Annotated in this window: 19 protein-coding genes and 2 pseudogenes; 10 read left to right on the top strand and 11 right to left on the bottom strand. The window is 69.3% G+C overall.

What is annotated here, in order from left to right; genetic code table 11:
- The first annotated feature begins 22 nt into the window (after positions 1-22).
- Both JN350_RS17110 and JN350_RS17105 read left to right on the top strand, forming a co-directional pair.
- Positions 23-1,357: an ABC transporter substrate-binding protein gene (locus JN350_RS17110; protein WP_205462942.1), complete on the top strand. Its 1,335-nt coding sequence runs from the start codon at positions 23-25 to the stop codon at positions 1,355-1,357.
- 70 nt (positions 1,358-1,427) lie between these two features.
- Complete coding sequence (locus JN350_RS17105; protein WP_205462941.1) at positions 1,428-3,254, top strand: glycoside hydrolase family 35 protein; 1,827 nt, start codon at positions 1,428-1,430, stop codon at positions 3,252-3,254.
- Between the two features lie 100 nt (positions 3,255-3,354).
- Here the strand turns inward: JN350_RS17105 and JN350_RS17100 are convergent, their stop codons facing one another.
- Positions 3,355-3,660, bottom strand: coding sequence for a biopolymer transporter Tol (locus JN350_RS17100; protein WP_205462940.1), 306 nt, complete (start codon positions 3,658-3,660; stop codon positions 3,355-3,357).
- A gap of 44 nt (positions 3,661-3,704) precedes the next feature.
- Between JN350_RS17100 and JN350_RS17095 the strand changes: the two genes are divergently transcribed.
- A complete protein-coding gene (locus JN350_RS17095; RefSeq protein WP_205462939.1) occupies positions 3,705-4,778 on the top strand; it encodes a spore photoproduct lyase family protein in 1,074 nt (357 codons plus the stop codon).
- On the opposite strand, the gene JN350_RS17090 is transcribed toward JN350_RS17095, so the two are convergent.
- Positions 4,766-5,422 carry a TetR/AcrR family transcriptional regulator gene (locus JN350_RS17090; protein WP_205462938.1) on the bottom strand — a complete coding sequence of 219 codons (657 nt, stop codon included), beginning with the start codon at positions 5,420-5,422 and terminating at the stop codon, positions 4,766-4,768. The genes JN350_RS17095 and JN350_RS17090 overlap by 13 nt on opposite strands.
- Positions 5,423-5,514: 92 nt before the next feature.
- Here JN350_RS17090 and JN350_RS17085 point away from each other — a divergent pair, with 92 nt between their 5' ends.
- Positions 5,515-5,862: a DoxX family protein gene (locus tag JN350_RS17085; RefSeq protein WP_205462937.1), complete on the top strand. Its 348-nt coding sequence runs from the start codon at positions 5,515-5,517 to the stop codon at positions 5,860-5,862.
- Positions 5,863-5,884: 22 nt separating this feature from the next.
- On the opposite strand, the gene JN350_RS17080 is transcribed toward JN350_RS17085, so the two are convergent.
- Entirely contained in the window at positions 5,885-6,985 is a 1,101-nt protein-coding gene (locus JN350_RS17080; RefSeq protein ID WP_205462936.1) for an SDR family oxidoreductase, read from the bottom strand.
- A gap of 203 nt (positions 6,986-7,188) precedes the next feature.
- Between JN350_RS17080 and JN350_RS17075 the strand changes: the two genes are divergently transcribed.
- The gene (locus JN350_RS17075) at positions 7,189-7,698 is read left to right on the top strand and encodes a nucleotidyltransferase domain-containing protein (RefSeq protein WP_205462935.1); all 510 of its coding nucleotides are present in this window, start codon (positions 7,189-7,191) and stop codon (positions 7,696-7,698) included.
- Positions 7,698-8,096, top strand: a complete 399-nt coding sequence (locus tag JN350_RS17070) for a hypothetical protein (RefSeq protein WP_205462934.1) — start codon at positions 7,698-7,700, stop codon at positions 8,094-8,096. Before JN350_RS17075 ends, JN350_RS17070 begins: the two co-directional genes overlap by 1 nt.
- An 11-nt stretch (positions 8,097-8,107) precedes the next feature.
- Here the strand turns inward: JN350_RS17070 and JN350_RS19890 are convergent, their stop codons facing one another.
- The gene (locus tag JN350_RS19890; RefSeq protein WP_240347394.1) at positions 8,108-8,359 is read right to left on the bottom strand and encodes a DUF3253 domain-containing protein; all 252 of its coding nucleotides are present in this window, start codon (positions 8,357-8,359) and stop codon (positions 8,108-8,110) included.
- Positions 8,360-8,697: 338 nt separating this feature from the next.
- On the opposite strand from JN350_RS19890, the gene JN350_RS17060 reads away from it, so the two are divergent.
- On the top strand, positions 8,698-9,582 hold the full coding sequence (locus tag JN350_RS17060) for an alpha-amylase family glycosyl hydrolase (protein ID WP_240347393.1): 885 nt from the start codon (positions 8,698-8,700) through the stop codon (positions 9,580-9,582).
- Positions 9,516-9,923 (top strand): DUF3459 domain-containing protein, encoded by a 408-nt coding sequence (locus JN350_RS19885; RefSeq protein ID WP_240347392.1) that lies wholly within the window; start codon positions 9,516-9,518, stop codon positions 9,921-9,923. Before JN350_RS17060 ends, JN350_RS19885 begins: the two co-directional genes overlap by 67 nt.
- Positions 9,924-10,012: 89 nt before the next feature.
- Here JN350_RS19885 and mmsB read toward each other — a convergent pair whose 3' ends face one another.
- The 3 genes and pseudogenes from mmsB to chvE all read right to left on the bottom strand — a co-directional run bounded on the left by mmsB (position 10,013) and on the right by chvE (position 13,965).
- Positions 10,013-11,194 (bottom strand): multiple monosaccharide ABC transporter permease, encoded by a 1,182-nt coding sequence (gene mmsB, locus JN350_RS17055; RefSeq protein ID WP_205462932.1) that lies wholly within the window; start codon positions 11,192-11,194, stop codon positions 10,013-10,015.
- Positions 11,181-12,732 (bottom strand): annotated as a pseudogene (mmsA, locus tag JN350_RS17050) (multiple monosaccharide ABC transporter ATP-binding protein). Before mmsA ends, mmsB begins: the two are co-directional and overlap by 14 nt.
- Before the next feature lie 102 nt (positions 12,733-12,834).
- Positions 12,835-13,965, bottom strand: a complete 1,131-nt coding sequence (chvE, locus tag JN350_RS17045; protein WP_123672475.1) for a multiple monosaccharide ABC transporter substrate-binding protein — start codon at positions 13,963-13,965, stop codon at positions 12,835-12,837.
- Between the two features lie 181 nt (positions 13,966-14,146).
- On the opposite strand from chvE, the pseudogene JN350_RS20340 reads away from it, so the two are divergent.
- Together JN350_RS20340 and JN350_RS17035 are read left to right on the top strand one after the other, a co-directional pair.
- Positions 14,147-14,323, top strand: a pseudogene (locus JN350_RS20340) (LacI family DNA-binding transcriptional regulator); the annotation flags it as partial.
- Positions 14,324-14,382: 59 nt separating this feature from the next.
- Positions 14,383-15,195 carry a substrate-binding domain-containing protein gene (locus JN350_RS17035; protein ID WP_240347753.1) on the top strand — a complete coding sequence of 271 codons (813 nt, stop codon included), beginning with the start codon at positions 14,383-14,385 and terminating at the stop codon, positions 15,193-15,195.
- A 124-nt stretch (positions 15,196-15,319) separates the two neighbouring features.
- On the opposite strand, the gene JN350_RS17030 is transcribed toward JN350_RS17035, so the two are convergent.
- The 4 genes from JN350_RS17030 to JN350_RS20330 all read right to left on the bottom strand — a co-directional run bounded on the left by JN350_RS17030 (position 15,320) and on the right by JN350_RS20330 (position 19,435).
- Complete coding sequence (locus JN350_RS17030; RefSeq protein ID WP_205462931.1) at positions 15,320-16,273, bottom strand: carbohydrate ABC transporter permease; 954 nt, start codon at positions 16,271-16,273, stop codon at positions 15,320-15,322.
- A gap of 3 nt (positions 16,274-16,276) precedes the next feature.
- Entirely contained in the window at positions 16,277-17,245 is a 969-nt protein-coding gene (locus tag JN350_RS17025) for a carbohydrate ABC transporter permease (protein WP_111086264.1), read from the bottom strand.
- Between the two features lie 70 nt (positions 17,246-17,315).
- Positions 17,316-18,623: an ABC transporter substrate-binding protein gene (locus JN350_RS20335; protein WP_205462930.1), complete on the bottom strand. Its 1,308-nt coding sequence runs from the start codon at positions 18,621-18,623 to the stop codon at positions 17,316-17,318.
- On the bottom strand, positions 18,623-19,435 hold the full coding sequence (locus tag JN350_RS20330; RefSeq protein ID WP_275898047.1) for a glycoside hydrolase family protein: 813 nt from the start codon (positions 19,433-19,435) through the stop codon (positions 18,623-18,625). Before JN350_RS20330 ends, JN350_RS20335 begins: the two co-directional genes overlap by 1 nt.
- Between the last annotated feature and the right edge of the window lie 21 nt (positions 19,436-19,456).

The raw sequence follows: 19,456 nt of genomic DNA, 5'->3' as shown, positions 1-19,456 counted from the left end.
CGAAGAAGTGAAAGGCACCCCCATGAACAAGCGTCTCCGGCGCGGGCTCAGCGCCCTCGCCATCGGCGTCACCGCCACGATCGCCCTCGCCGCCTGCGCGTCCGGCGGCTCGTCCTCCAGTGGCTCGTCCGACGACATCACCAAGGCGCTGAAGGACGGTGGCACCCTGACCTACTGGTCGTGGACCCCCTCCGCCAAGGCCCAGGTCGCCGCGTTCGAGAAGCAGTACCCCAAGGTGAAGGTCAAGCTCGTCAACGCCGGCACCGGCGCCGACCAGTACACCAAGCTGCAGAACACCGTGAAGGCCGGCTCGGGCGCCCCCGACGTCGCGCAGGTCGAGTACTTCGCCCTGCCGCAGTTCGCCCTGTCCGACTCGCTGCTCGACCTGTCCGGCTACGGCTTCGACTCGCTCGAGGACAAGTTCGCGAAGAGCACCTGGAGCTCGGTGTCGATCGACGACAAGGTCTACGGCCTGCCGCAGGACTCCGGCCCCATGGCGCTGTTCTACAACAAGACGGTCTTCGACAAGCACGACATCGCCGTGCCGAAGACGTGGGACGAGTACGTCGCCGCCGCGAAGAAGCTGCACGAGGCCGACCCGAACGCCTACATCGCGGCCGACTCCGGCGACGCCGGCTTCACCACGAGCATGATCGCCCAGGCCGGTGGCACCCCGTTCACCACCGACGGCGACAAGGTCACGATCAACCTGCAGGACGCCGGCAGCAAGAAGTGGACGAGCACCTGGAACGAGCTCGTCGAGCAGGGCCTGCTGTCGAAGACGGTCGGTTGGACCGACGACTGGTACAAGCAGCTCGGCAACGGTGAGATCGCCACGATGATCACCGGCGCCTGGATGCCCGGCAACCTGGAGTCCGGCGTCGCCCAGGCCTCGGGTGACTGGCGTGTCGCTCCGATGCCGACCTACGACGGTGGCACCGCCCAGACCGCGAACAACGGCGGCAGTGCCGAGGTCGTCATGAAGCAGTCGAAGAACCCGGCCCTCGCCGCGGGCTTCCTGAAGTGGCTGAACTCGTCCAAGGAGTCGACCGACGTCTTCATGAAGTCCGGTGGGTTCCCCTCGACGACCGCTGACCTCGACTCGTCGGCCTTCCTCGACGAGAAGCCGTCCTACTTCGGTGGGCAGCAGATCAACAAGGTGCTCGTCGACGCGTCGAAGTCCTCGGACAACGACTTCACCTACCTGCCGTACCAGGTGTACGCGAACAGCGTCTACGCCGACACCGTCGGTCAGGCGTACGAGAACGGCACCTCGCTCGACGCGGGCCTCGAGGCCTGGCAGAAGGCCCTCGCCAAGTACGGCAAGGACCAGGGCTTCACGGTCTCGACCAAGTAGCACCGGCACCAACTCCCCGGGGTCGTGCGGACGTCGTCCGCACGACCCCGCTGTCTGAAAGAGTCATCTCATGCGATTCGCCATCGGCGACACCGACTTCCTGCTCGACGGCGAGCCGCACCGCGTGCTGTCCGGTGCGATCCACTACTTCCGCGTGCACCCCGACCTGTGGGCCGACCGGATCCGCAAGGCGAAGCTGATGGGCCTCAACACCATCGAGACCTACGTCGCCTGGAACGCGCACGCTCCGTCGCCCGACGTCTTCGACCTGACCGGCGGCCTCGACCTCGGCCGGTTCCTCGACCTGGTCGCGGCCGAGGGCATGCACGCCATCGTCCGTCCCGGCCCCTACATCTGCGCCGAGTGGACCAACGGCGGCCTGCCGTACTGGCTCTTCGCCGACGGCACCGTGGGTGTCCGGCGCGACGAGCCCGGGTTCCTGGCAGCGGTCTCGCAGTACCTGGAGCAGCTCGCACCGGTCCTCGTACCCCGGCAGATCGACAACGGTGGCCCGATCGTGCTCGTGCAGGTCGAGAACGAGTACGGCGCGTACGGCTCCGACTCGGTGTACCTGCAGAAGCTCGAGAGGATGCACCGCGCGATCGGCCTGACGGTTCCGTTCACGAGCGTCGACCAGCCGATGGGCACGATGCTCGAGGACGGCTCGCTGCCGTCGCTGCACAAGACCGGCTCGTTCGGCTCGCGGTCCGCCGCGCGCCTCGAACGCCTGCGGCAGGCCCAGCCCACCGGCCCCCTGATGTGCTCCGAGTTCTGGGACGGCTGGTTCGACAGCTGGGGCGAGCACCACCACACCACGCCGGCGTCCGCCAGTGCCGAGGACCTCGACGTCCTGCTCGCCGCCGGCGGCTCGGTCAACATCTACATGTTCCACGGCGGCACGAACTTCGGCTTCACGAACGGCGCGAACGACAAGGGCGTGTACCGGCCGATCGCGACGTCGTACGACTACGACGCCCCACTCGACGAGGCGGGTCGGCCGACGTCGAAGTTCCACGCCTTCCGCGCGGTCATCGAGCGCTACGCGCCCGTCCCGCCGCTTCCGGCATCCATGGAGCCGGGTGGGTCGGGTCGCCTCGGATCCCACGACCGTTCGGGCGACCGGGAGGCCCGGGTCGCCCCCGCCACGGACCTCGCCGTCCGTCTCGACCGCGTCGCGTCACTGCGCTCCCTGCTGCCCACGCTGACGACGTGGTCGGCGCACGACGAGCCGCCGACGTTCGACGCCCTCGGTGCGGCCAGCGGCTTCGTCCTGTACCGGGCCGAGGTCGACCTGCCCACCGGCGGCGTGCTGACCGTCGGGGAAGAGGTCCGCGACCGCGCGGTCGTGTCCGTCGACGGTGTGGTCATCGGTGTCCTGGAACGCGAGCACCACGACCGTGCCATCGTCCTGCCGCCGGTGACCGGCACCCTCGAACTGCTCGTCGAGGACCAGGGCCGGGTCGACTACGGCCTGCGCATCGGCGAACCGAAGGGCCTGATCGGCGGCGTCGCCGTCGACGGTGTCCCGCTCTCGCGCTGGACCGCGGCACCGTTGGCGCTCGACCCGATCGCACCGTCCGCCCTCGAGGCGCTGTCGGCCGTCGAACCGACCGACGGCGAGGTGCTCGCGGGGCCGACCTTCGCCGCCGGGTCGTTCGACCTCGACGCGGCGGACGACCGCTACCTGGCGCTCGACGGCTTCCGCAAGGGTGTCGCCTGGGTGAACGGGTTCTGCCTCGGTCGGTACTGGTCGCGCGGCCCGCAGCAGACCCTGGCGATCCCGGGGCCGGTCCTGCGCCAGGGCCGGAACGACCTCGTCGTCCTCGAGCTGCACGCGTCGGCATCCCGCACGGCCCACTTGCTCCTCGAGCCGAACTTAGGCCACACCGAGGGCTGACGCGGCTGGCCGCGTACCTGGTCGAATCGGGCGTACCTGGTCGGAACTTCCGACCAGGTACGCCCGATTCCGCTTTCCACCACGGGCGTCATGGGAACAATCAGTCGGCGTCGAGAGCGTCCAGGTCGGCCAGGGCCTGCTCGGCGTCGGCGATCCGATCGGCTTCGGGGCGCGTCCACCACTCCGGGCCGCGTTCGCCCAGCCCGTGCTTCGCGAGCCCGTTCCGGTGCCGTGCCGCGGCCAGCGCAGCATCGTCGCCCGCGCGTTTCGCGGTCTTCACCGCGTTGCGCCCGCGCCCCAGGTGGGAGCGGAGCGCGGCCGCGAGTTCCTCGGGCAGGGCCGGGTCGGTGCGGCGCCAGCGTCGGCCGTCCACGACGAAGAAGTGGTCGTCGGGTTCGGCGGTCATGCCCCGAGTCTGCACCGTCAGTGGTCCCCGGTAGACAGGAGTCGATGAGCAACGACCGCGCCCGCCCGATGCTCGACGTCCGCCGGATCTACGCCGAGCCCGCTGCCCTCGAACTGCAGCGCGGGCAAGAGGTGATCGGGCGCTGGCCGGACGCCGAGATCGTGCCGGTGGAGTCCCACTGGAACATCCCCGAGGTGCACGGCGATGAGCGCAACGTGCAGCGTTGGGTCCGGATCAAGACCGAGGCGCTGGTGCTCGGCGTGAAGAAGTCGTTGCTCACGCGACCGAACGGCCGCTCCGCCGACTTCATCGCGCCGTCCACCGCGAACGGCTGCGCGATGGCGTGCGCCTACTGCTACGTGCCGCGGCGCAAGGGCTACAGCAACCCCGTGACGGTGTTCGCCAACATCGACCAGATCACGAAGCACGTCGCTCGCAACATCGCGAAGCAGGGGCCGAAGACCGAGCCGAACCAGTGCGATCCCGAGTCGTGGGTGTACGACATCGGCGAGAACAGCGACTGCTCGGTCGACGCGATGATCAGCGACAACGTCCGCGACCTGTGCGACCTGTTCCGGATGACCCCGACCGCGAAGGCGTCCTTCGCGACGAAGTACGTCAACCGCGAGTTGCTCGACTGGGACCCGATGGGCCGCACGCGCATCCGGTTCTCGCTCATGCCGCACGACACCGCGAAGGTCACCGACATCCGGACGAGTCCCGTCGCCGAGCGGATCGCTGCGGTGAACGAGTTCGTCGACGCCGGCTACGAGGTCCACCTGAACTTCTCGCCCGTCATCGTCACCCCGACGTGGGAGTCCGACTGGACTACGCTGCTGCGGCAGGTCGACGACGTACTGTCACCGGCCGCCAAGGCACAGATCGCGGCCGAGGTGATCTTCCTCACGCACAACCAACCCCTGCACGAGGTCAACCTCGGCTGGCACCCGAAGGCCGAGGACCTGCTCTGGCGCCCCGACCTGCAGGAGCAGAAGGTGTCGCAGAACGGCGCGGTGAACGTCCGCTACCGGTCCGGGATGAAGGGGCAGCTCGTCGAGCGCTTCCGCGAGCTCGTCGCCGAGCACCTGCCGTCCTGTCCAATCCGCTACGCCTTCTGACGGCCGGCGGGCTGGTGGCGCTCCGCCAGTGCCCGACGGACCTGGTCGCCGCGCAGGGGGCGTCCGGCCAGCACGCCGCGCGGGACGTCCGCCGCCCGGAACCCGTCGAGCACCAGGTCCACCCAGCGTCGGTACGCCTCGGGCGCGACCCGGCCGAAGGTGCGGATCGTCTCCGCGATCGACAGCTGCAGGAGTGCGACGTCGGCCAGGGTGGCGTCGGCGCGGATGACCGCGGCCGCCCGTCCGGCTGTGAAGAGTGCGTCGATCCCGTCCTGCACGGCGATGCGGAGCCGGAGGAGTTCCGGAGCGTCGCGGTAGTCGGTGGTCATGAGTTCGCTGAACCCGGTGCGGCGCGCCTCGATCGCCGCCGTCTCGCGGACGAAGGTCGCGAAGCCCTCCCACGGGTCCGAGGCGGACAGCTCGCGGCAGTGCTCGACGAGGTCGAGCACCTCGTGCATCGGCTCGACCAGGACGGCTTCCCACAGCGCCGCGCGGGTCGGGAAGTGCCGGTACAGGGTCGCGTTGCCGAGTCCCGCTGCGACCGCGATCGGTTCCAGTGCAGCCTGGAGGCCGTGGTCGGTGAACGCGGACCGGGCCGCGTCGACGAGCGCCTGACGGTTCCGGGCGACGTCTCGGCGGGTCATGCCCCGAGCCTAGATCGCGTGGCCGGGAATACGGAGAGCAGTCTCCGGTTTGAAACGGGGACAACCATCCGTTTCACCACTTGGAGTTCCCCGTGCACATCGCTGCCGTCGTCCTGTCCCTCGTCCTCGCCGTGGCCCTGCTCGGCTCGGGCGTCATGAAACTCGTCCGCAACCCGAAGATCGTCGCCTCGATGCAGGCCGTGCACGTCACGCCCGCGCAGATGACCGTGCTCGGGGTGCTCGAGGTCGCCGCTGCCGCCGGGCTCGTCATCGGCATCTGGTGGGTGCCGCTCGCCATCGCTGCAGCCATCGGCGCGGTGGTCTACTTCGTCGGTGCCGTGGTGGCGCACCTCCGAGCGCACGACCGCGACCTGCAGGGTGCCGTCGTCCTGCTGGTGCTGTCGGTCGCGACGCTCGTGGTGCTCCTGCTCGCGCTGTAGCCCGCTGTACCGGGCCGGAGGCTCAGGGGATGAGTCGGTCGGCCCGGTAGCGCGCGAACAGGTCGGCGAACGCGCGTTCGGTCCGGCGGAAGGCCGTGAACCCGGCCTCGCGGCTCCTCCCCATGTCGGTGACGACCTCCATCGCGCGGCCGAGGTCGGCGTCGGTGTGCCACCACGAGGCGAGCCGCGTGATGTCCGCCTCCGCCAGACCGTGTCGCTCGGCGATGCCGGCCCACTCCGACTCGTACGGCGCCATCTGCTGCTCGAGCGGTCGCGGCTCGTCCTGGTACCCGACCACACGCGCCGGGTCGACGCCGAGGTGTGCAGCCAGGCGCGGCCACATCCAGCGCCACCGGAAGACGTCGCCGTTCACGATGTTGAACGCCTCGTCGGCACCCTCGGGTGCGGTCGCCGCCCACACCATCTGCTCGGCGAGGATCCCCGCCTCGGTCATGTCGGTCAGGCCGTTCCACTGCGCCTCGCTGCCCGGGAACACGAAGTCCAGGTCGAGCTCCTTCGCGAGGGTTGCCTGCACCGCGATCGTCAGGCCCATGTTCATGGCGTTGCCGACGGCGTGCCCGATCACGGTGTGCGAGCGGTGCACCGACCACGTGAAGCCCTGACGCTCGGCGGCGGCGAAGAGCTCGTCCTCCTGCGCGTAGTAGAAGTTCGGGGTGTCCAGGCGGGGCTCTTCCTCGTGGAAGGGCGTGTCCGGCATCTCACCCGCGGCGTAGGCCTCGAACGGGCCGAGGTAGTGCTTCAGCCCGGTCACGAGCGCGACGTGCGCCAGCGGGGCGTGCGCGAGTGCGGCGAGCAGGTCGCGGACCATGCCCCCGTTCACGCGGATGTTCTCGGCTTCGGTCTCCTGGCGCTGCCACGCGGTGAAGAACACGTGCGTGGGGCGTTCGTCTGCCAGCGCGGCGCCGAGGCTGTCAGGATCGCGGAGGTCCGCGGCGACGGTCCGGACGTCCTGCTGGGGGAGCGGTCGGCGGGACAGCGCGGTCACGTCCCAGCCGAGGTCGAGCAGGTGGCCCACCAGGGCGGACCCGGTGATGCCACTCGCTCCCACGACGAGGGCTCGGGGCTGGACGGGGGTCGGTTCGGTCGATCCGGTTGCAGTCATCCCCGTCCGCAACCGACGGTGCACGACAGGTGTTCCCTCACCGCGGGCGGCGACCGGGCGGTGTACACAAATCCGCCCCATATGGACTCAAAATCGGTACACTGCTTCCGGAGGCCAGCATGCAACTCGTGAAACCACTCGCCACACTCCTCGGTCCCACCCAGGCAGACGCACTCCGAGTGCTCGCCCGGACCGATTCCGGCATGACCGGCCGCCAGGTGGCGCGAGTCGCCGGCGCCGCACAGCACACCGGCATCAAGCGGGCACTCGACAAGCTGGAGCAAGCGGGCCTCGTCTGCGTGGAACGCGGCCTGCAGCACTCGGCGTACCGGGTGAACCGCGAGCACCTGCTCTGGCCAGCGGTCGAACTCGGCCTCGATGCTGGTGACGAACTCGAGCGTCGGATCGCAGCGTTCGTCGAGTCTGCAGGTGCGGGGGCGCTCTCGGTGTCGATCTTCGGCTCCGTCGCTCGCGGCACCGCCACCCCCGCATCCGACCTCGATCTGCTCGTCGTGTTCGCTGACACCGTCGACACCGAAGTGGTCGTCCGCCTCGGCGATCTGGTCCGGCGATGGACCGGGAACGAGTGTCAGGTCTTCGACGTCACCCGTGCAGACCTCCGCCGATTCGTCGCCGAGGGCGACCCGCTGGTCGGCTCGTGGCGTGACGAGGCCCGGACCGTCTTCGGCGAGGAGATCAGGACGCTCATCTGATGGCCCGTCGAGTGCGGGCAGTTGACCGGCGAGCCGTCGAGATGCGACGAGACGAGGCGGCGTCCTACCTCGAAGTCGCCCAGATGTACGTCGAGTCGGCCAGTCACGCTGACTGGAAGACCGCCGGAGCGAATGCCGTACTCGGAGGCATCGCAGCGTCCGATGCGATCTGCGGTGCGGTACTCGGGTACCACCACATCGGGGATGACCACGCGGCCGCGCGACGGCTGCTCGACGAAGCTTGCGCGCCGGACACACGGCCGGGGTTGCACTTCAAGCGTCTGACAGACGAGAAGACGCACTTCCAGTACTCGTCGTCACGGGTGACGCAGGAGAAGACGCTTGCACTCGTCACCGCGCTCGAGCGGCTCGTTCGCACGCTGCACGAGCGCCTCTGAGGGCCCGAGGCTCACCGCGGTCGGCGGATACGGATCGGGCCCTTCGCCGTCGACGGGTCCACGACGGACCCGCCCTGGGTGATCTCGACCTCGCCGCGCGCCATCATGCGCTGGGCTGCCCGACGGGCGGGTTCCATGAGCGGGCGCCAGTCGTCCGGTTCGAGCGACCGCGCGACCTCGGACGGGCAGATGCTCGAGGTGCGTGCCCGTGCGGCGAGCAGCTCGTCGATGCGCTGTTCGAGAGCCAGGTCCGTCTGGTCCACTCCGTGGCGACGGCAGGCGCGAGAACACCACTTGGCTTCCGGCGCTGCCGACGACGGCATCCGACGGCCGCACGACGCACAGGTCCGATCAGCCTGTGCCGACTCCGACGCCGCAGCGTCCGCTTCCGTCCTGATCGCACGTCCCATGCCCACATCCTCGTCCTGCCGTCCCTGTCCGTTCCCAGCACGGGAGCGCCCAGCACAGGCGCGGCTGGCAGCATCGGAGCGGTGAGCACCGACACCGCACCGATCCGTCCGCCCGAGCCCGCGTGGGTCCCGCACGTCATGTGGTGGCACGTGTACCCGCTCGGGTTCGTCGGGGCGGACGTCCGCCCGGGGTGCCGGTCGAGGAGCGCGCCGTCGAGCACCGTCTCGGTCGCATCGAACCCTGGCTCGACCACGTGGTGGACCTCGGCCTGAACGGCCTGGTACTCGGGCCGGTGTTCGCGAGCTCCACCCATGGCTACGACACGGTGGACCACTTCCGGATCGACCCCCGGCTCGGCGACGACGCCGACTTCGACCGTCTGGTGTCCGCGGCACACGAGCGGGGGATCCGGGTCCTGCTCGACGGTGTCTTCAACCACGTCGGCCGTGAACACCCGGCGTTCCGGGCCCTCGAGGAACAGGGGCCGGACGCGGCGACCGCCGACCTGTTCGCGATCGACTGGTCGGGGTGGACGCCGGGGCGGCCGGTGCCCGTCGGGCTGTTCGAGGGGCACGACATCCTCGTGGCGCTGCACCACGACAGCCGGGCGACCGAGGACCTCGTCGTCCAGGTGATGACGCACTGGCTGGAGCGCGGGATCGACGGCTGGCGCCTCGATGCTGCCTACGCGGTGCCACCGGCGTTCTGGGCCAGGGTGCTGCCGCGGGTGCGCGAGCGGTTCCCGGACGCGTGGTTCAGCGGCGAGGTGATCCACGGCGACGCAGCGGCGATCGCGCGGGAGTCGACCATGGACTCGTTGACGCAGTACGAACTGTGGCAGGGCATCTGGCACGGCATCGCGGACGGCAACGGCCACGAACTGGCGCACGCGATCGAGCGGCACGACGCCCTGCTCGAGACGTTCGCCCCGACGACCTTCATCGGCAACCACGACGTCACCCGCATCGCGAGCGCCGTGGGGAGCAGTTCGCCGGGCACGCGGCCGCGGTGCTGTTCACCGTCGCCGGCACCCCGATCGTCTACGCGGGCGACGAGTACGGCTGGACCGGGGTGAAGGAGGAACGCGAGGGCGGCGACGACGCGGTTCGACCGGAGTTCCCGGACACGCCACCCGCGGCGGGCGACCTGACGCACGCGTACGAGGCCCTCATCGCGTTGCGCCGCCGCAACCCGTGGCTGCACCGGGCGCACACCGACGTCGTGCACCTGACGAACACGGCGGTCGTCCTGCGGACCGCGACGTCGGACGCGGCCGTGGTGACCGCCCTGAACCTGTCGGCCGATCCAGTCGAGGTGCCCGCGGCGGATGCGACGCAGGTGGAGGCGGGCGGCGCGGACCTGCGTGACGGAACCCTGCGCCTCCCGGCCAGGGGGTGGGCGGTCCTGTCCCGCTGACGCAACGAGACTCGGGCTGGGCGACAGTCCTCGCGCCTGGTGACGCGAGTCGTGTCGCTCAGCCCGAGTCTCGAGGAGCGGCGGAGGCGCTACTTGCGCGCGGCGGCCGCCCGACGCTTGTTGAACACGTCGAACGCGACGGCGGCGAGCAGGACCAAGCCCTTGATGAGCGACTGGTACTCGGTGCCGACGCCGAGGATCGACATGCCGTTGTTGAGCAGACCGATGATGAGACCACCGACGATTGCGCCGGGGACCGTGCCGATGCCGCCGGTGACCGCTGCGCCACCGATGAACACCGCGGCGATGGCGTCGAGCTCGAAGCCGTTGCCCGCACCGGGTGCCGCCAGGTTGAGCTGGCCGGTGAAGACCACGCCGGCCAGCGCCGAGATGACACCCATGTTGACGAACAGCATGAACGTGACGCGCTTGGTCTTCACGCCGGACAGCTGCGCGGCCAGGGCGTTGCCGCCGATGGCGTAGACGTGGCGGCCGAACACCGCGCTCCGCATGATGACCGAGTAGATCACCACGAGCGCGCCGAGGATGACGAGCACGATCGGGGTGCCGTTGTAGCTCGCGAGCAGCAGGGCCACGTAGACGACCAGCACGACGCCGAAGACGAGCTTCACGATGAACCAGGCGAACGGTTCGCTCTCGAGCTGGTACTTGCGGCGGGTGGCTCGGCCGCGGAACGCCGTGACCGCCATGACGGCCGCGGCGGCGAATCCGAGGACCATCGTGAGCGGCTCGTACCCGGTGGTGCCGAACGACGGCAGGAAGCCGGAGCCGAGGGCACGGAACCCGTCCGGGAACGGCGAGATCTGCTGGTTGTGCAGCACGATCTGCGCCGCACCGCGGAAGGCGAGCATGCCGGCCAGGGTGACGATGAACGCCGGGATCCCGAAGTAGGCGATCCAGAACCCCTGCCAGGCACCGACGAGCGCACCGACGACCAGGCACAGCACGACGGCGATCGGCCACGGGACGTGCCACTGCGTGATCATCACACCGGCCATCGCGCCGGTGAAGGCGACGACCGACCCGACGGACAGGTCGATGTGCCCGGCGATGATGACCATCACCATGCCGATGGCGAGGATGAGGATGTAGCTGTTCTGGACGATCAGGTTCGAGACGTTGATCGGGGCCAGGGTGATGCCGTTGGTCGTCACCTGGAAGAAGACGACGATGACGATCAGCGCGATGAACAGGCCGATCTGTCGGAGCTGCCCGGTGAGGTAGCCGGCGGCGGACTTAAGCGCGTTCATTGACAGGGGTCTCCCGTTCCTGGGTCATGTACTGCATGAGGACCTCTGGGGTGGCCTCGGAGCGGGGCACATCGGCGGTGATGGTGCCCTCGGAGAGTGTGTAGATGCGGTCGCAGATGCCGAGGAGCTCCGGGAGCTCCGAGGAGATCACGATGACCCCCTTGCCCTGGTCCGCGAGGCTGTTGATGATCGTGTAGATCTCGTACTTCGCACCGACGTCGATGCCGCGGGTCGGCTCGTCCAGGATGAGCACGTCCGGGTCGGTGTACATCCACTTCGACAGGACGACCTTCTGCTGGTTGCCGCCGGAGAGCTTCCCGGTGACGACGTCCACGTTCGGTGCCTTGATGTTGAGGCTCTTCAGGAACTGCCCGGCGACCGTGGTCTCCTCGGACGCGTTCACGAAGCCCCAGCTGGCGAGGCTTGCCGAGCGCCGACCCGGAGATGTTCCGTTTGATGTCGTCGATCAGGTTCAGGCCGTAGCGCTTGCGGTCCTCGGTGACGTACGCGATGCCGTGGTCGATCGCCTGCGACACCGTGTGGGTCTTGATCGGCTCGCCGCGCTTGTAGACGGTCCCGCTGATGCCGGATCCGTACGACCGGCCGAACACGCTCATCGCGAGTTCGGTCCGCCCGGCGCCCATGAGCCCGGCGATGCCGACGATCTCGCCGGCGCGCACGTTCAGGTCGACCTGGTGGATGATCTCGCGCGACCCGTCGAGCGGGTGGTGGACCGTCCAGTCCTCGATCCGCAGGAGCTCCTCGCCGATCTTCGGCTCGTGCTCGGGGTACCGGTTCGACAGGTCGCGGCCGACCATCCCGCGGATGATGCGGTCCTCGGACACGTCGTCGGCGTGCATGTCGAGCGTCTCGATGGTCTTGCCGTCGCGGATGATCGTGACCTTGTCGGCGATCGCCTTGATCTCGTTGAGCTTGTGGCTGATGATGATCGCCGTCATGCCCTCGGCCTGCAGCGAGCGGATCAGCTCGAGCAGGTGCGCGGAGTCGTCGTCGTTCAGGGCGGCGGTGGGTTCGTCGAGGATGAGGAGCTTGACCTGCTTCGACAGCGCCTTCGCGATCTCGACGAGCTGCTGCTTGCCGACACCGATGTCCACGATCTTCGTGACCGGGTTGTCCTTGAGGCCGACGCGCTGCAGGAGCTCGGCGGCTGCCAGGTTCGTCTTGTTCCAGTCGATGAAGCCGCCCTTGGACCGCTCGTTGCCGAGGAAGATGTTCTCGGCGATCGACAGGAACGGGCTCAGGGCGAGCTCCTGGTGGATGATGACGACACCGGCTGCTTCGGAGCCGTTGATGTCGTGGAACTCGACGGGCGATCCGTCGAGCAGGATCTCTCCCTCGAAGGAGCCGTGCGGGTAGACGCCCGACAACACCTTCATGAGGGTCGACTTGCCGGCGCCGTTCTCGCCGCAGATGGCGTGGACCTGTCCACGCTCGACCTCGATCGAGACGCCCTGCAGGGCCTTCACGCCGGGGAACGTCTTGGTGATGTCACGCATCTCGAGGATCGTGTCCGTCACGTCGACCGCCTTCCGTGGTGCGCGCCGTGGCGCGCAGATGGGGCGGACGGGAGGCACGGGGCGGGGTCGACCCGTGCCTCCTGTCCGACAGGTGGGTTGCGACTACTTCAGGTCGGCTTCGGTGTAGTAGCCGGAGTCGACGAGGACTTCCTTGTAGTTGTCCTTGGTGACGACCGTCGGCTGGAACAGGAAGGTCGGGACGACCTTGACCTTGTTGTCATAGCTCTTCGTGTCGTTGACCTCGGGCTTGTCACCGGTGAGCAGGTCCTCGGCCATGGTGACCGACTGCTTGGCGAGCTTGCGGGTGTCCTTGTAGATGGTCGAGTACTGCTGACCGGCGATGATCGACTTGACCGAGGCCGCCTCGGCGTCCTGGCCCGTCACGATCGGCAGCGGACGGTCGCTGGTGCCGTAGCCGGCACCCTGCAGCGCCGAGATGATGCCGATCGAGATGCCGTCGTACGGCGAGAGCACGCCGTCGAGCGTGGTGCCGCCCGAGTACGACTTCGCGACCAGGTTCTGCATGCGGGCCTTGGCGGTCGCCGGGTCCCACTGCTGCGTGGCGGCCTGCGAGAGCTGGTCCTGACCGGACTGGATCTTCAGCGTGCCGTCCTCGAGGTAGGGCTTGAGGGTCTTCATGGCGCCGTTGAAGAAGAAGCTGGCGTTGTTGTCGTCGAGCGAGCCGGCGAAGACCTCGATGTTGAACGGGCCCTTCTCGCCGGTCTTCTCGCCCTTGTCGTCGAGGACGCCGAGGCCGGTGAGCAGGCTCGTCGCCTGGTCGACGCCGACCTTCTCGTTGTCGAACGACACGTAGTAGTCGACGTTCTTGTTGCCCGTCAGCAGACGGTCGTAGGAGATCACCTTGATGCCGGCCTTCGCGGCGGCGTCGAGCTGGTCGGAGAGGGCTCCGCCGTCGATCGACGCGATGATGAGGACCTTCGCGCCCTTCGTGATCATGTTGCTGACCTGCTGGGCCTGCTGCTGGACCTTGTTGTCGCCGTACTCGAGGTCGACCTTGTAGCCGGCCTTCTCGAGGTCGCTCTTGACGGCGTCGCCGTCCTTGATCCAGCGTTCCGAGACCTTGGTCGGCATGGCGACGCCGACGAGGGCGCCCTTGTTGTCGCTGCTGCTGCCGCCGCCGTCGGTGGACGCGCGGCCACCGGCCGAGCAGCCGGCGAGTGCGATCGCGATGCCGAGGGCTGCAACGCCCGCGATGATCCTGCGCTTCGTCATCGAAGTACCTCTGTTCCTCTCGCGTCGTCCTCGACGCGCTCAGGTGCCGGGGCTGCTGTGCCCCGAGGGATTTGCTCGTGTGAGCGCTCACATACTGGGGCTTTCGTACCGGGGTGTCAACTCGGCGTGACCGTTTCGCGATCTTGCCGCGCGGGCCGGACTGCGCGGTACGGTTGGCCTCGTGACGACCACGACCGCCCCAGGGGGCACGGGCGGCAAACGCCGGAAGGCTCCGACGATCTTCGACGTCGCCGAGCGCGCGGGCGTCTCCCACCAGACCGTCTCGCGCGTGATCAACGGCGACCCGACGGTCCGCGACGCCTTCCGCACGCAGGTCACCGACGCCGTCCACGACCTCGGCTACCGGCCCCGCGCCGCTGCCCGCGCACTCGCCGGGGGCGGAGCCGCGCACTCGGCATCATCACCGCCGGTGACGCGCTGTACGGTCCGTCGAGCACCGCGATCGGCTTCGAACGGGCGGCCCGGTCGGCCGGCTACCACGTCCTGCTCTCCACCCTGCCCGAGGACCCGACGCCGACCGACCTGTCCGGTGCACTCACGACGCTGCTCGCGCAGGACGTCGCCGCGATCGTGCTCGTCGCCGCGGACAACCGGGTGCTCGACGCCCTCGGGTCGCTCACCGTGCCCGTCACCGTGCCGGTCGTCGTGTCGAACGCCGTGCAGCGCGACGCCGTCCGGACCCCGGCGGCCTCGACCGTCGCCGCGGTCGCGATCGACCAGGCCGCCGGGACGTCGCTCGTGATGGAGCACCTGTTCGGGCGCGGCCACCGGCGGATCGTGCACATCGCCGGCCCGCCCGTCTCGCAGGAGTCCGAGGTGCGTCGCGAGACCTACGTGCGGATCATGCGCGAGGCCGGACTCGACCCCGTCGTCCTCGACGGGGACTGGACGCCCGCGAGCGGCTTCGCGGCCGCACGGCACATCGACGTGACGGCCGTCGACGCGGTGTTCGCCGGCAACGACCAGATGGCGCTCGGGGTGCTCCACGCCTTCGCCGACGAGGGCCTGCGCGTGCCCGACGACATCGCGGTGGTCGGGTTCGACGACGTCCCCGAGGCCGCGCACTTCACGCCGCCGCTGACCACCGTGCGCCAGGACTTCCGGGCGATGGGGGAGCGGGTGCTCGACACCGTGCGGGCCCTGGTCGAGGGCGAGCCGCGCGACGAGACGCTGCTCGCCCCCGAGCTCGTGGTGCGCCGGAGCGCGTAGCGCGGCCGCGCTCGCGCGGATCGCGGCGTCGCTCGCGCGGGTGGTGCGAGGTTGACCACTCGGTGCGAGCAAAGAGCGCCGCACCGAGTGATCAACCTCGCACCGAGCGGGGCTGACCCGACCGTCAGCCCTTCAGCGCACCCGACGACAGGCCTGCGACGTAGAACCGCTGCAGCCCGACGTAGAGCGCGATGCACGGGACCATCGCCACCACCGACCCGGCGACGAGGTTGCCGTACGACACCTGCCCGTACGCCCCGGTCTGCAGGTTGAGCAGTGCCACCGGCAACGTGTAGAGCGAGTCCTTCGTCAGGAACGTCAGCGCCCCGAGGAACTCGGTCCACGACGCCAGGAACGCGTACAGCGCAGCGGTGGCCGCGCCGGGGAGCAGGAGCGGGCGGAGCACCGACACGACGACCCGGAAGCGGGACGCCCCGTCGACGAACGCCGAGTCCTCGAGCTCGGTCGGGATCGACTCGAACGCGTTCCGCATCACGAACACCCCGAACGGCAGGTTCACCGTCGTGTAGAACAGCACGAGCCCGAGCAGCGAGTTGGTGAGCTTCATGGCGTTCATCTCGAGGTACAGCGGGGTGAGGATCGCCTGGAACGGCACCATCATCGTCAGCAGCACCAGGCCGAACACGATGCCGGACCCGCGGAACCGGAAGCGGGCGAACCCGTACCCGGCCATCGTGGCGATCACCGCGGTCAGCACGGCGGTGGCGATCGACACGATCAACGAGTTGAACACGCCGGTCAGCAGGTGCGACGACGAGCTGAAGACGGCGGCGAAGTTCTGCCAGCCGAGCTGGAAGAAGGTCGCGGGGTCGGCGGCCTGCGTGATGACGGCCTCGGACTGGAACGCCCGCAGGATCGACCACAGCAGCGGCACGCCGAAGACGAGCACCGACCCGACGCCGGCGATCACGTACAGGGTGCGCTTGACGGCGGTGTCGCGGGGGTGCCGGACGCTGCCCTGGTGGTGGCGCCGGCGGTGACCGTCGCCGGTGGTGGTCAGCGTGCGGGTGGACAGGTCCGGCGCCGCGAGGCCGGCACGGGAGGTCGTGGTGCTCATGGCTCAGTCCTTCTCTCGCAGTGCCCAGAACTGGAACACCGTGACGGCGGCGATGACGACGACCAGGGCGATCGACTCGGCGGTCGCTGCGCCGAGCTGCAGGTTGACGAAGCCACGGTTGTAGATCGCGTTGACGATCGTCGTGGTCTCGGTCCCCGGCCCGCCCTGGGTCAGGATGTAGAACTGGTTGAACGCGAGCAGCGAGCCGATCACCGAGATGATGGCGCTGAGGGCGATGGTCGACCGGATCATCGGCAGGGTGATGAGCCGTTCGGTCTGCCACCAGGACGCGCCCTCGAGCTGGGCCGACTCGTACACCTCGTCGGGGATGCCCTGCATGGCCGACATCAGGAGCACCATCGTCAGGCCGGACACCGCCCAGACCACGAGCACGCAGATGAGCAGCGTGGCGAGTGGGCCGTTGACGAGCCAGGCGGTGCTGCCGTCGGTGATGCCGAGCCAGCGGAGCACCATGTTGACGGCTCCGGAGTTCGGCTGCGCCTCGAGCACGAGCATGAACGACAGCGTGGTCAGGCCGACGACGTACGGCAGGAAGAACACCGTCCGCAGCAGGGTGCTGCCCCGTCGCCGTGCCCGGATGAGCACCGCCAGGAAGTAGCCGAGCACCAGGATCGGCACCGTCACGATCGCGGTGTACAGCAGCGTGTACCCGATGGCGTGCACGAACGTCGGGTCCTGGAACAGCGTCAGGTAGTTCTGCAGCCCGATGAACCGGTACGGACCGATCAGGGGCCAGTTCGTGAACGAGATGTAGAGCGCGAACACGAGCGGGGCGAGGACGAACACCGCGACGAAGACGATCGCCGGGGTGACGAGCACGGCGCCGGCGCGTGGCGGGTGCGTGAGCGAACCGCGGGACGGGCCCGGGCGGCCCGAGCGAACCGGGCGGCCGGCGCCGCGGCCGACGGTGGGGCGGCCGGCGCCGGTCCGTCGGTTGGAGATGGTGGTCATGTGTGCACCTCTCTGTGCAACGAGCGAGCGAACGAGCGAACGAGCGAACGAACAGGCGAGCAAGCGACGGTCAGGCCTGGACCTGGTCGAGGATGCGGGTGTAGTCCGCCTGCGCCGTCTTCATCGCGGCAGCGGTGCCCGAGCCGAACACGGCCTCGCGGAACATCGCGAAGTACGGGGACGACGGCTGGTTGACGAGCAGGTTGTACGCCAGGGTCTGCGGCGCGTAGCCCTCGTCGATGGCGTCGAGCGGGCCGAACGCCAACGGGAACCGCTTCCGGTACTCGGGCGTCGCGGCGTCCGAGCGGGTGGGGAAGTACCCGCCGTCGGGCAGTGCCTGCTGTTGCTGCAGGCCGTTCGCGTACTGCATGAACGCCCAGCCGCCGGACGGGTTCGCCGCCCCGTTCGGGATGCACATGTTGTCGCCGCCGTCGAAGAACGACCGCTTGCCGTCCCACGAGGGGATGAGCACGGTCTGCATCTTCGCCCGCATCGCCTTGGTGGCCGCGGGCACGGTGGCGCCGTACGAGGTCGGGAAGATCCCCACCTTGCCAGCCCGGAAGTCCGCGCCCCAGGTGGTGCCGGCATCCGAGTAGGTCGCCTTCGACAGCGCGCCGTCCTTCCAGAGCTGCCGGTAGAACTCGAGCATCCGTTCCAGCGCCTCGTTGCCGGTGATGTTCGCCTTCTGGGAGCCGACCTCGCCGGACATCATGTCGACACCGGTCGCCCAGACGTGCGGCTGGGTGACGAAGCCGATGATGCCGGCGGCGTTGCCGGAGATCGACCACCCGTAGACGTCGTCGCCGGTCTTCCGGATGGCCTTCGCCGCCGCCAGCAGGGAGTCGAGGTCCTTCGTCGAGTCCTCGACGTCGAGCCTCGCCCGGTCGAACAGCTCGGTGTTGACGAACAACTGCGAGTTGTCCGCCAGGTAGGGCAGCCCGTAGTACCGGTCGCGGTACTCGAGCAGCCGCAGGTGTCCCGGAGAGATCGCGTCGAAGTAGTCCAGGCCCTTGACGACGTCGGTCAGGTCGGCGAACGCCTCGCGGAAGATGAACAACTGCGAGTTGATGTCGTCGATGTCCACGACGTCCGGCGGCTCACCACCGCGGATGGCCGTCGCGAGTTTCGTCACGTACTGCCCGTCGGGCACCGGGGTCAGCTCGACCTGCAGCTTCGGGTTCGCCTTGTTGAACCCGGCCACCGCGGACGTCAGCCCGGCCTGGGTCGCCGACCGGCACCAGACGTGCACGGTGCCGGTCGCGTCCTTCCCGAAGCTCGCCACCTTCGCGTCGACCTTCGGCAGGGTGCCGGAGCACCCCGCCAGGGCGAGTGCTGCGCCGCCGGCGACCCCACCGACCAGGAACGCTCTGCGGTCCATCAGGTCACCGCGCCAGCGGGAGCCACACGCGCATCGGCGCCGCGCCCCGGTTCGCCCAGGCGTAGTAGGGAACCGCTGTCGCGGTGACCGACGGGAGGACCGTGGTGGCGCCCTGCGAGCCGGCCGCGTCGTCGACGCTGGTCGCGTCCACGGCGTGATCCGTTCCTCCCCACGTGCTCGGCCGCCACGTCGCTCCGCAGGCTCCGCGACGCGTCGGAACCGGCACGCGTGGGCCCAGACCGGTTTGCGTCCATCCGCTGGTACGGCCACGGTGCCTGCTCGTGTCCGGCAGGGGCGTGTCCGGGCACGCGCAGCGTGACGATGCCGTCGAGCAGGTCGTCGCGACGTTCCTCGGTGATCGGGGCGACCGCGTCGACCGTCAGGTCGTCGACCGTGAAGCCCTGCTGGTCCGCCTGCTCCACGGCGTACACGAGGGGGCCACGCTCGATGGCGACCTGACCGCGGGCGGCGTCGATGCGGGTGTCGGCCACGTACCGGTGTGGCGTCGTGTCGAAGACGAGCTCCACCGTGTCGCCGGCGGTCCAGTGCCGGTCGACGACGTGCAGCGTGCCCGGCTCCGGGTGCGCGGCACCGTCCGGTCCCTGCACCGTCGTCGTGTCCGACCAGACCGGGATCCGCAGGCCGAGGGCGAGCGGGCCGTCCTCGGTGACCGTGACGACCACGCGGCCGTCGTGCGGGTAGCCGGTCTCGACCGACACCGGCCCGAGTTCTGCCGTCGCGTACTGGTGGATCTGCAGGCCGCCGTCGGTCGCGGTCGCCAGGTAGCCGTCCAGACTCGCGAACGTGCGCATGATGTTCGGCGGGCAGCAGGC

The sequence above is a fragment of the Curtobacterium sp. 24E2 genome (assembly GCF_016925595.1).
GTDB lineage: Bacteria > Actinomycetota > Actinomycetes > Actinomycetales > Microbacteriaceae > Curtobacterium.
This window is presented reverse-complemented; position numbering and strand designations above follow the sequence as displayed.

Bases quoted from the DNA above. Each gene is read 5' to 3' on its own strand.
- JN350_RS17110 (WP_205462942.1), top strand. From the start codon at position 23: ATGAACAAGCGTCTCCGGCGCGGGCTCAGCGCCCTCGCCATCGGCGTC.
- JN350_RS17105 (WP_205462941.1), top strand. From the start codon at position 1,428: ATGCGATTCGCCATCGGCGACACCGACTTCCTGCTCGACGGCGAGCCG.
- JN350_RS17100 (WP_205462940.1), bottom strand. From the start codon at position 3,660: ATGACCGCCGAACCCGACGACCACTTCTTCGTCGTGGACGGCCGACGC.
- JN350_RS17095 (WP_205462939.1), top strand. From the start codon at position 3,705: ATGAGCAACGACCGCGCCCGCCCGATGCTCGACGTCCGCCGGATCTAC.
- JN350_RS17090 (WP_205462938.1), bottom strand. From the start codon at position 5,422: ATGACCCGCCGAGACGTCGCCCGGAACCGTCAGGCGCTCGTCGACGCG.
- JN350_RS17080 (WP_205462936.1), bottom strand. From the start codon at position 6,985: ATGACTGCAACCGGATCGACCGAACCGACCCCCGTCCAGCCCCGAGCC.
- JN350_RS17075 (WP_205462935.1), top strand. From the start codon at position 7,189: ATGACCGGCCGCCAGGTGGCGCGAGTCGCCGGCGCCGCACAGCACACC.
- JN350_RS17070 (WP_205462934.1), top strand. From the start codon at position 7,698: ATGGCCCGTCGAGTGCGGGCAGTTGACCGGCGAGCCGTCGAGATGCGA.
- mmsB (WP_205462932.1), bottom strand. From the start codon at position 11,194: ATGAACGCGCTTAAGTCCGCCGCCGGCTACCTCACCGGGCAGCTCCGA.
- chvE (WP_123672475.1), bottom strand. From the start codon at position 13,965: ATGACGAAGCGCAGGATCATCGCGGGCGTTGCAGCCCTCGGCATCGCG.
- JN350_RS17030 (WP_205462931.1), bottom strand. From the start codon at position 16,273: ATGAGCACCACGACCTCCCGTGCCGGCCTCGCGGCGCCGGACCTGTCC.
- JN350_RS17025 (WP_111086264.1), bottom strand. From the start codon at position 17,245: ATGACCACCATCTCCAACCGACGGACCGGCGCCGGCCGCCCCACCGTC.
- JN350_RS20335 (WP_205462930.1), bottom strand. From the start codon at position 18,623: ATGGACCGCAGAGCGTTCCTGGTCGGTGGGGTCGCCGGCGGCGCAGCA.
- JN350_RS20330 (WP_275898047.1), bottom strand. From the start codon at position 19,435: ATGCGCACGTTCGCGAGTCTGGACGGCTACCTGGCGACCGCGACCGAC.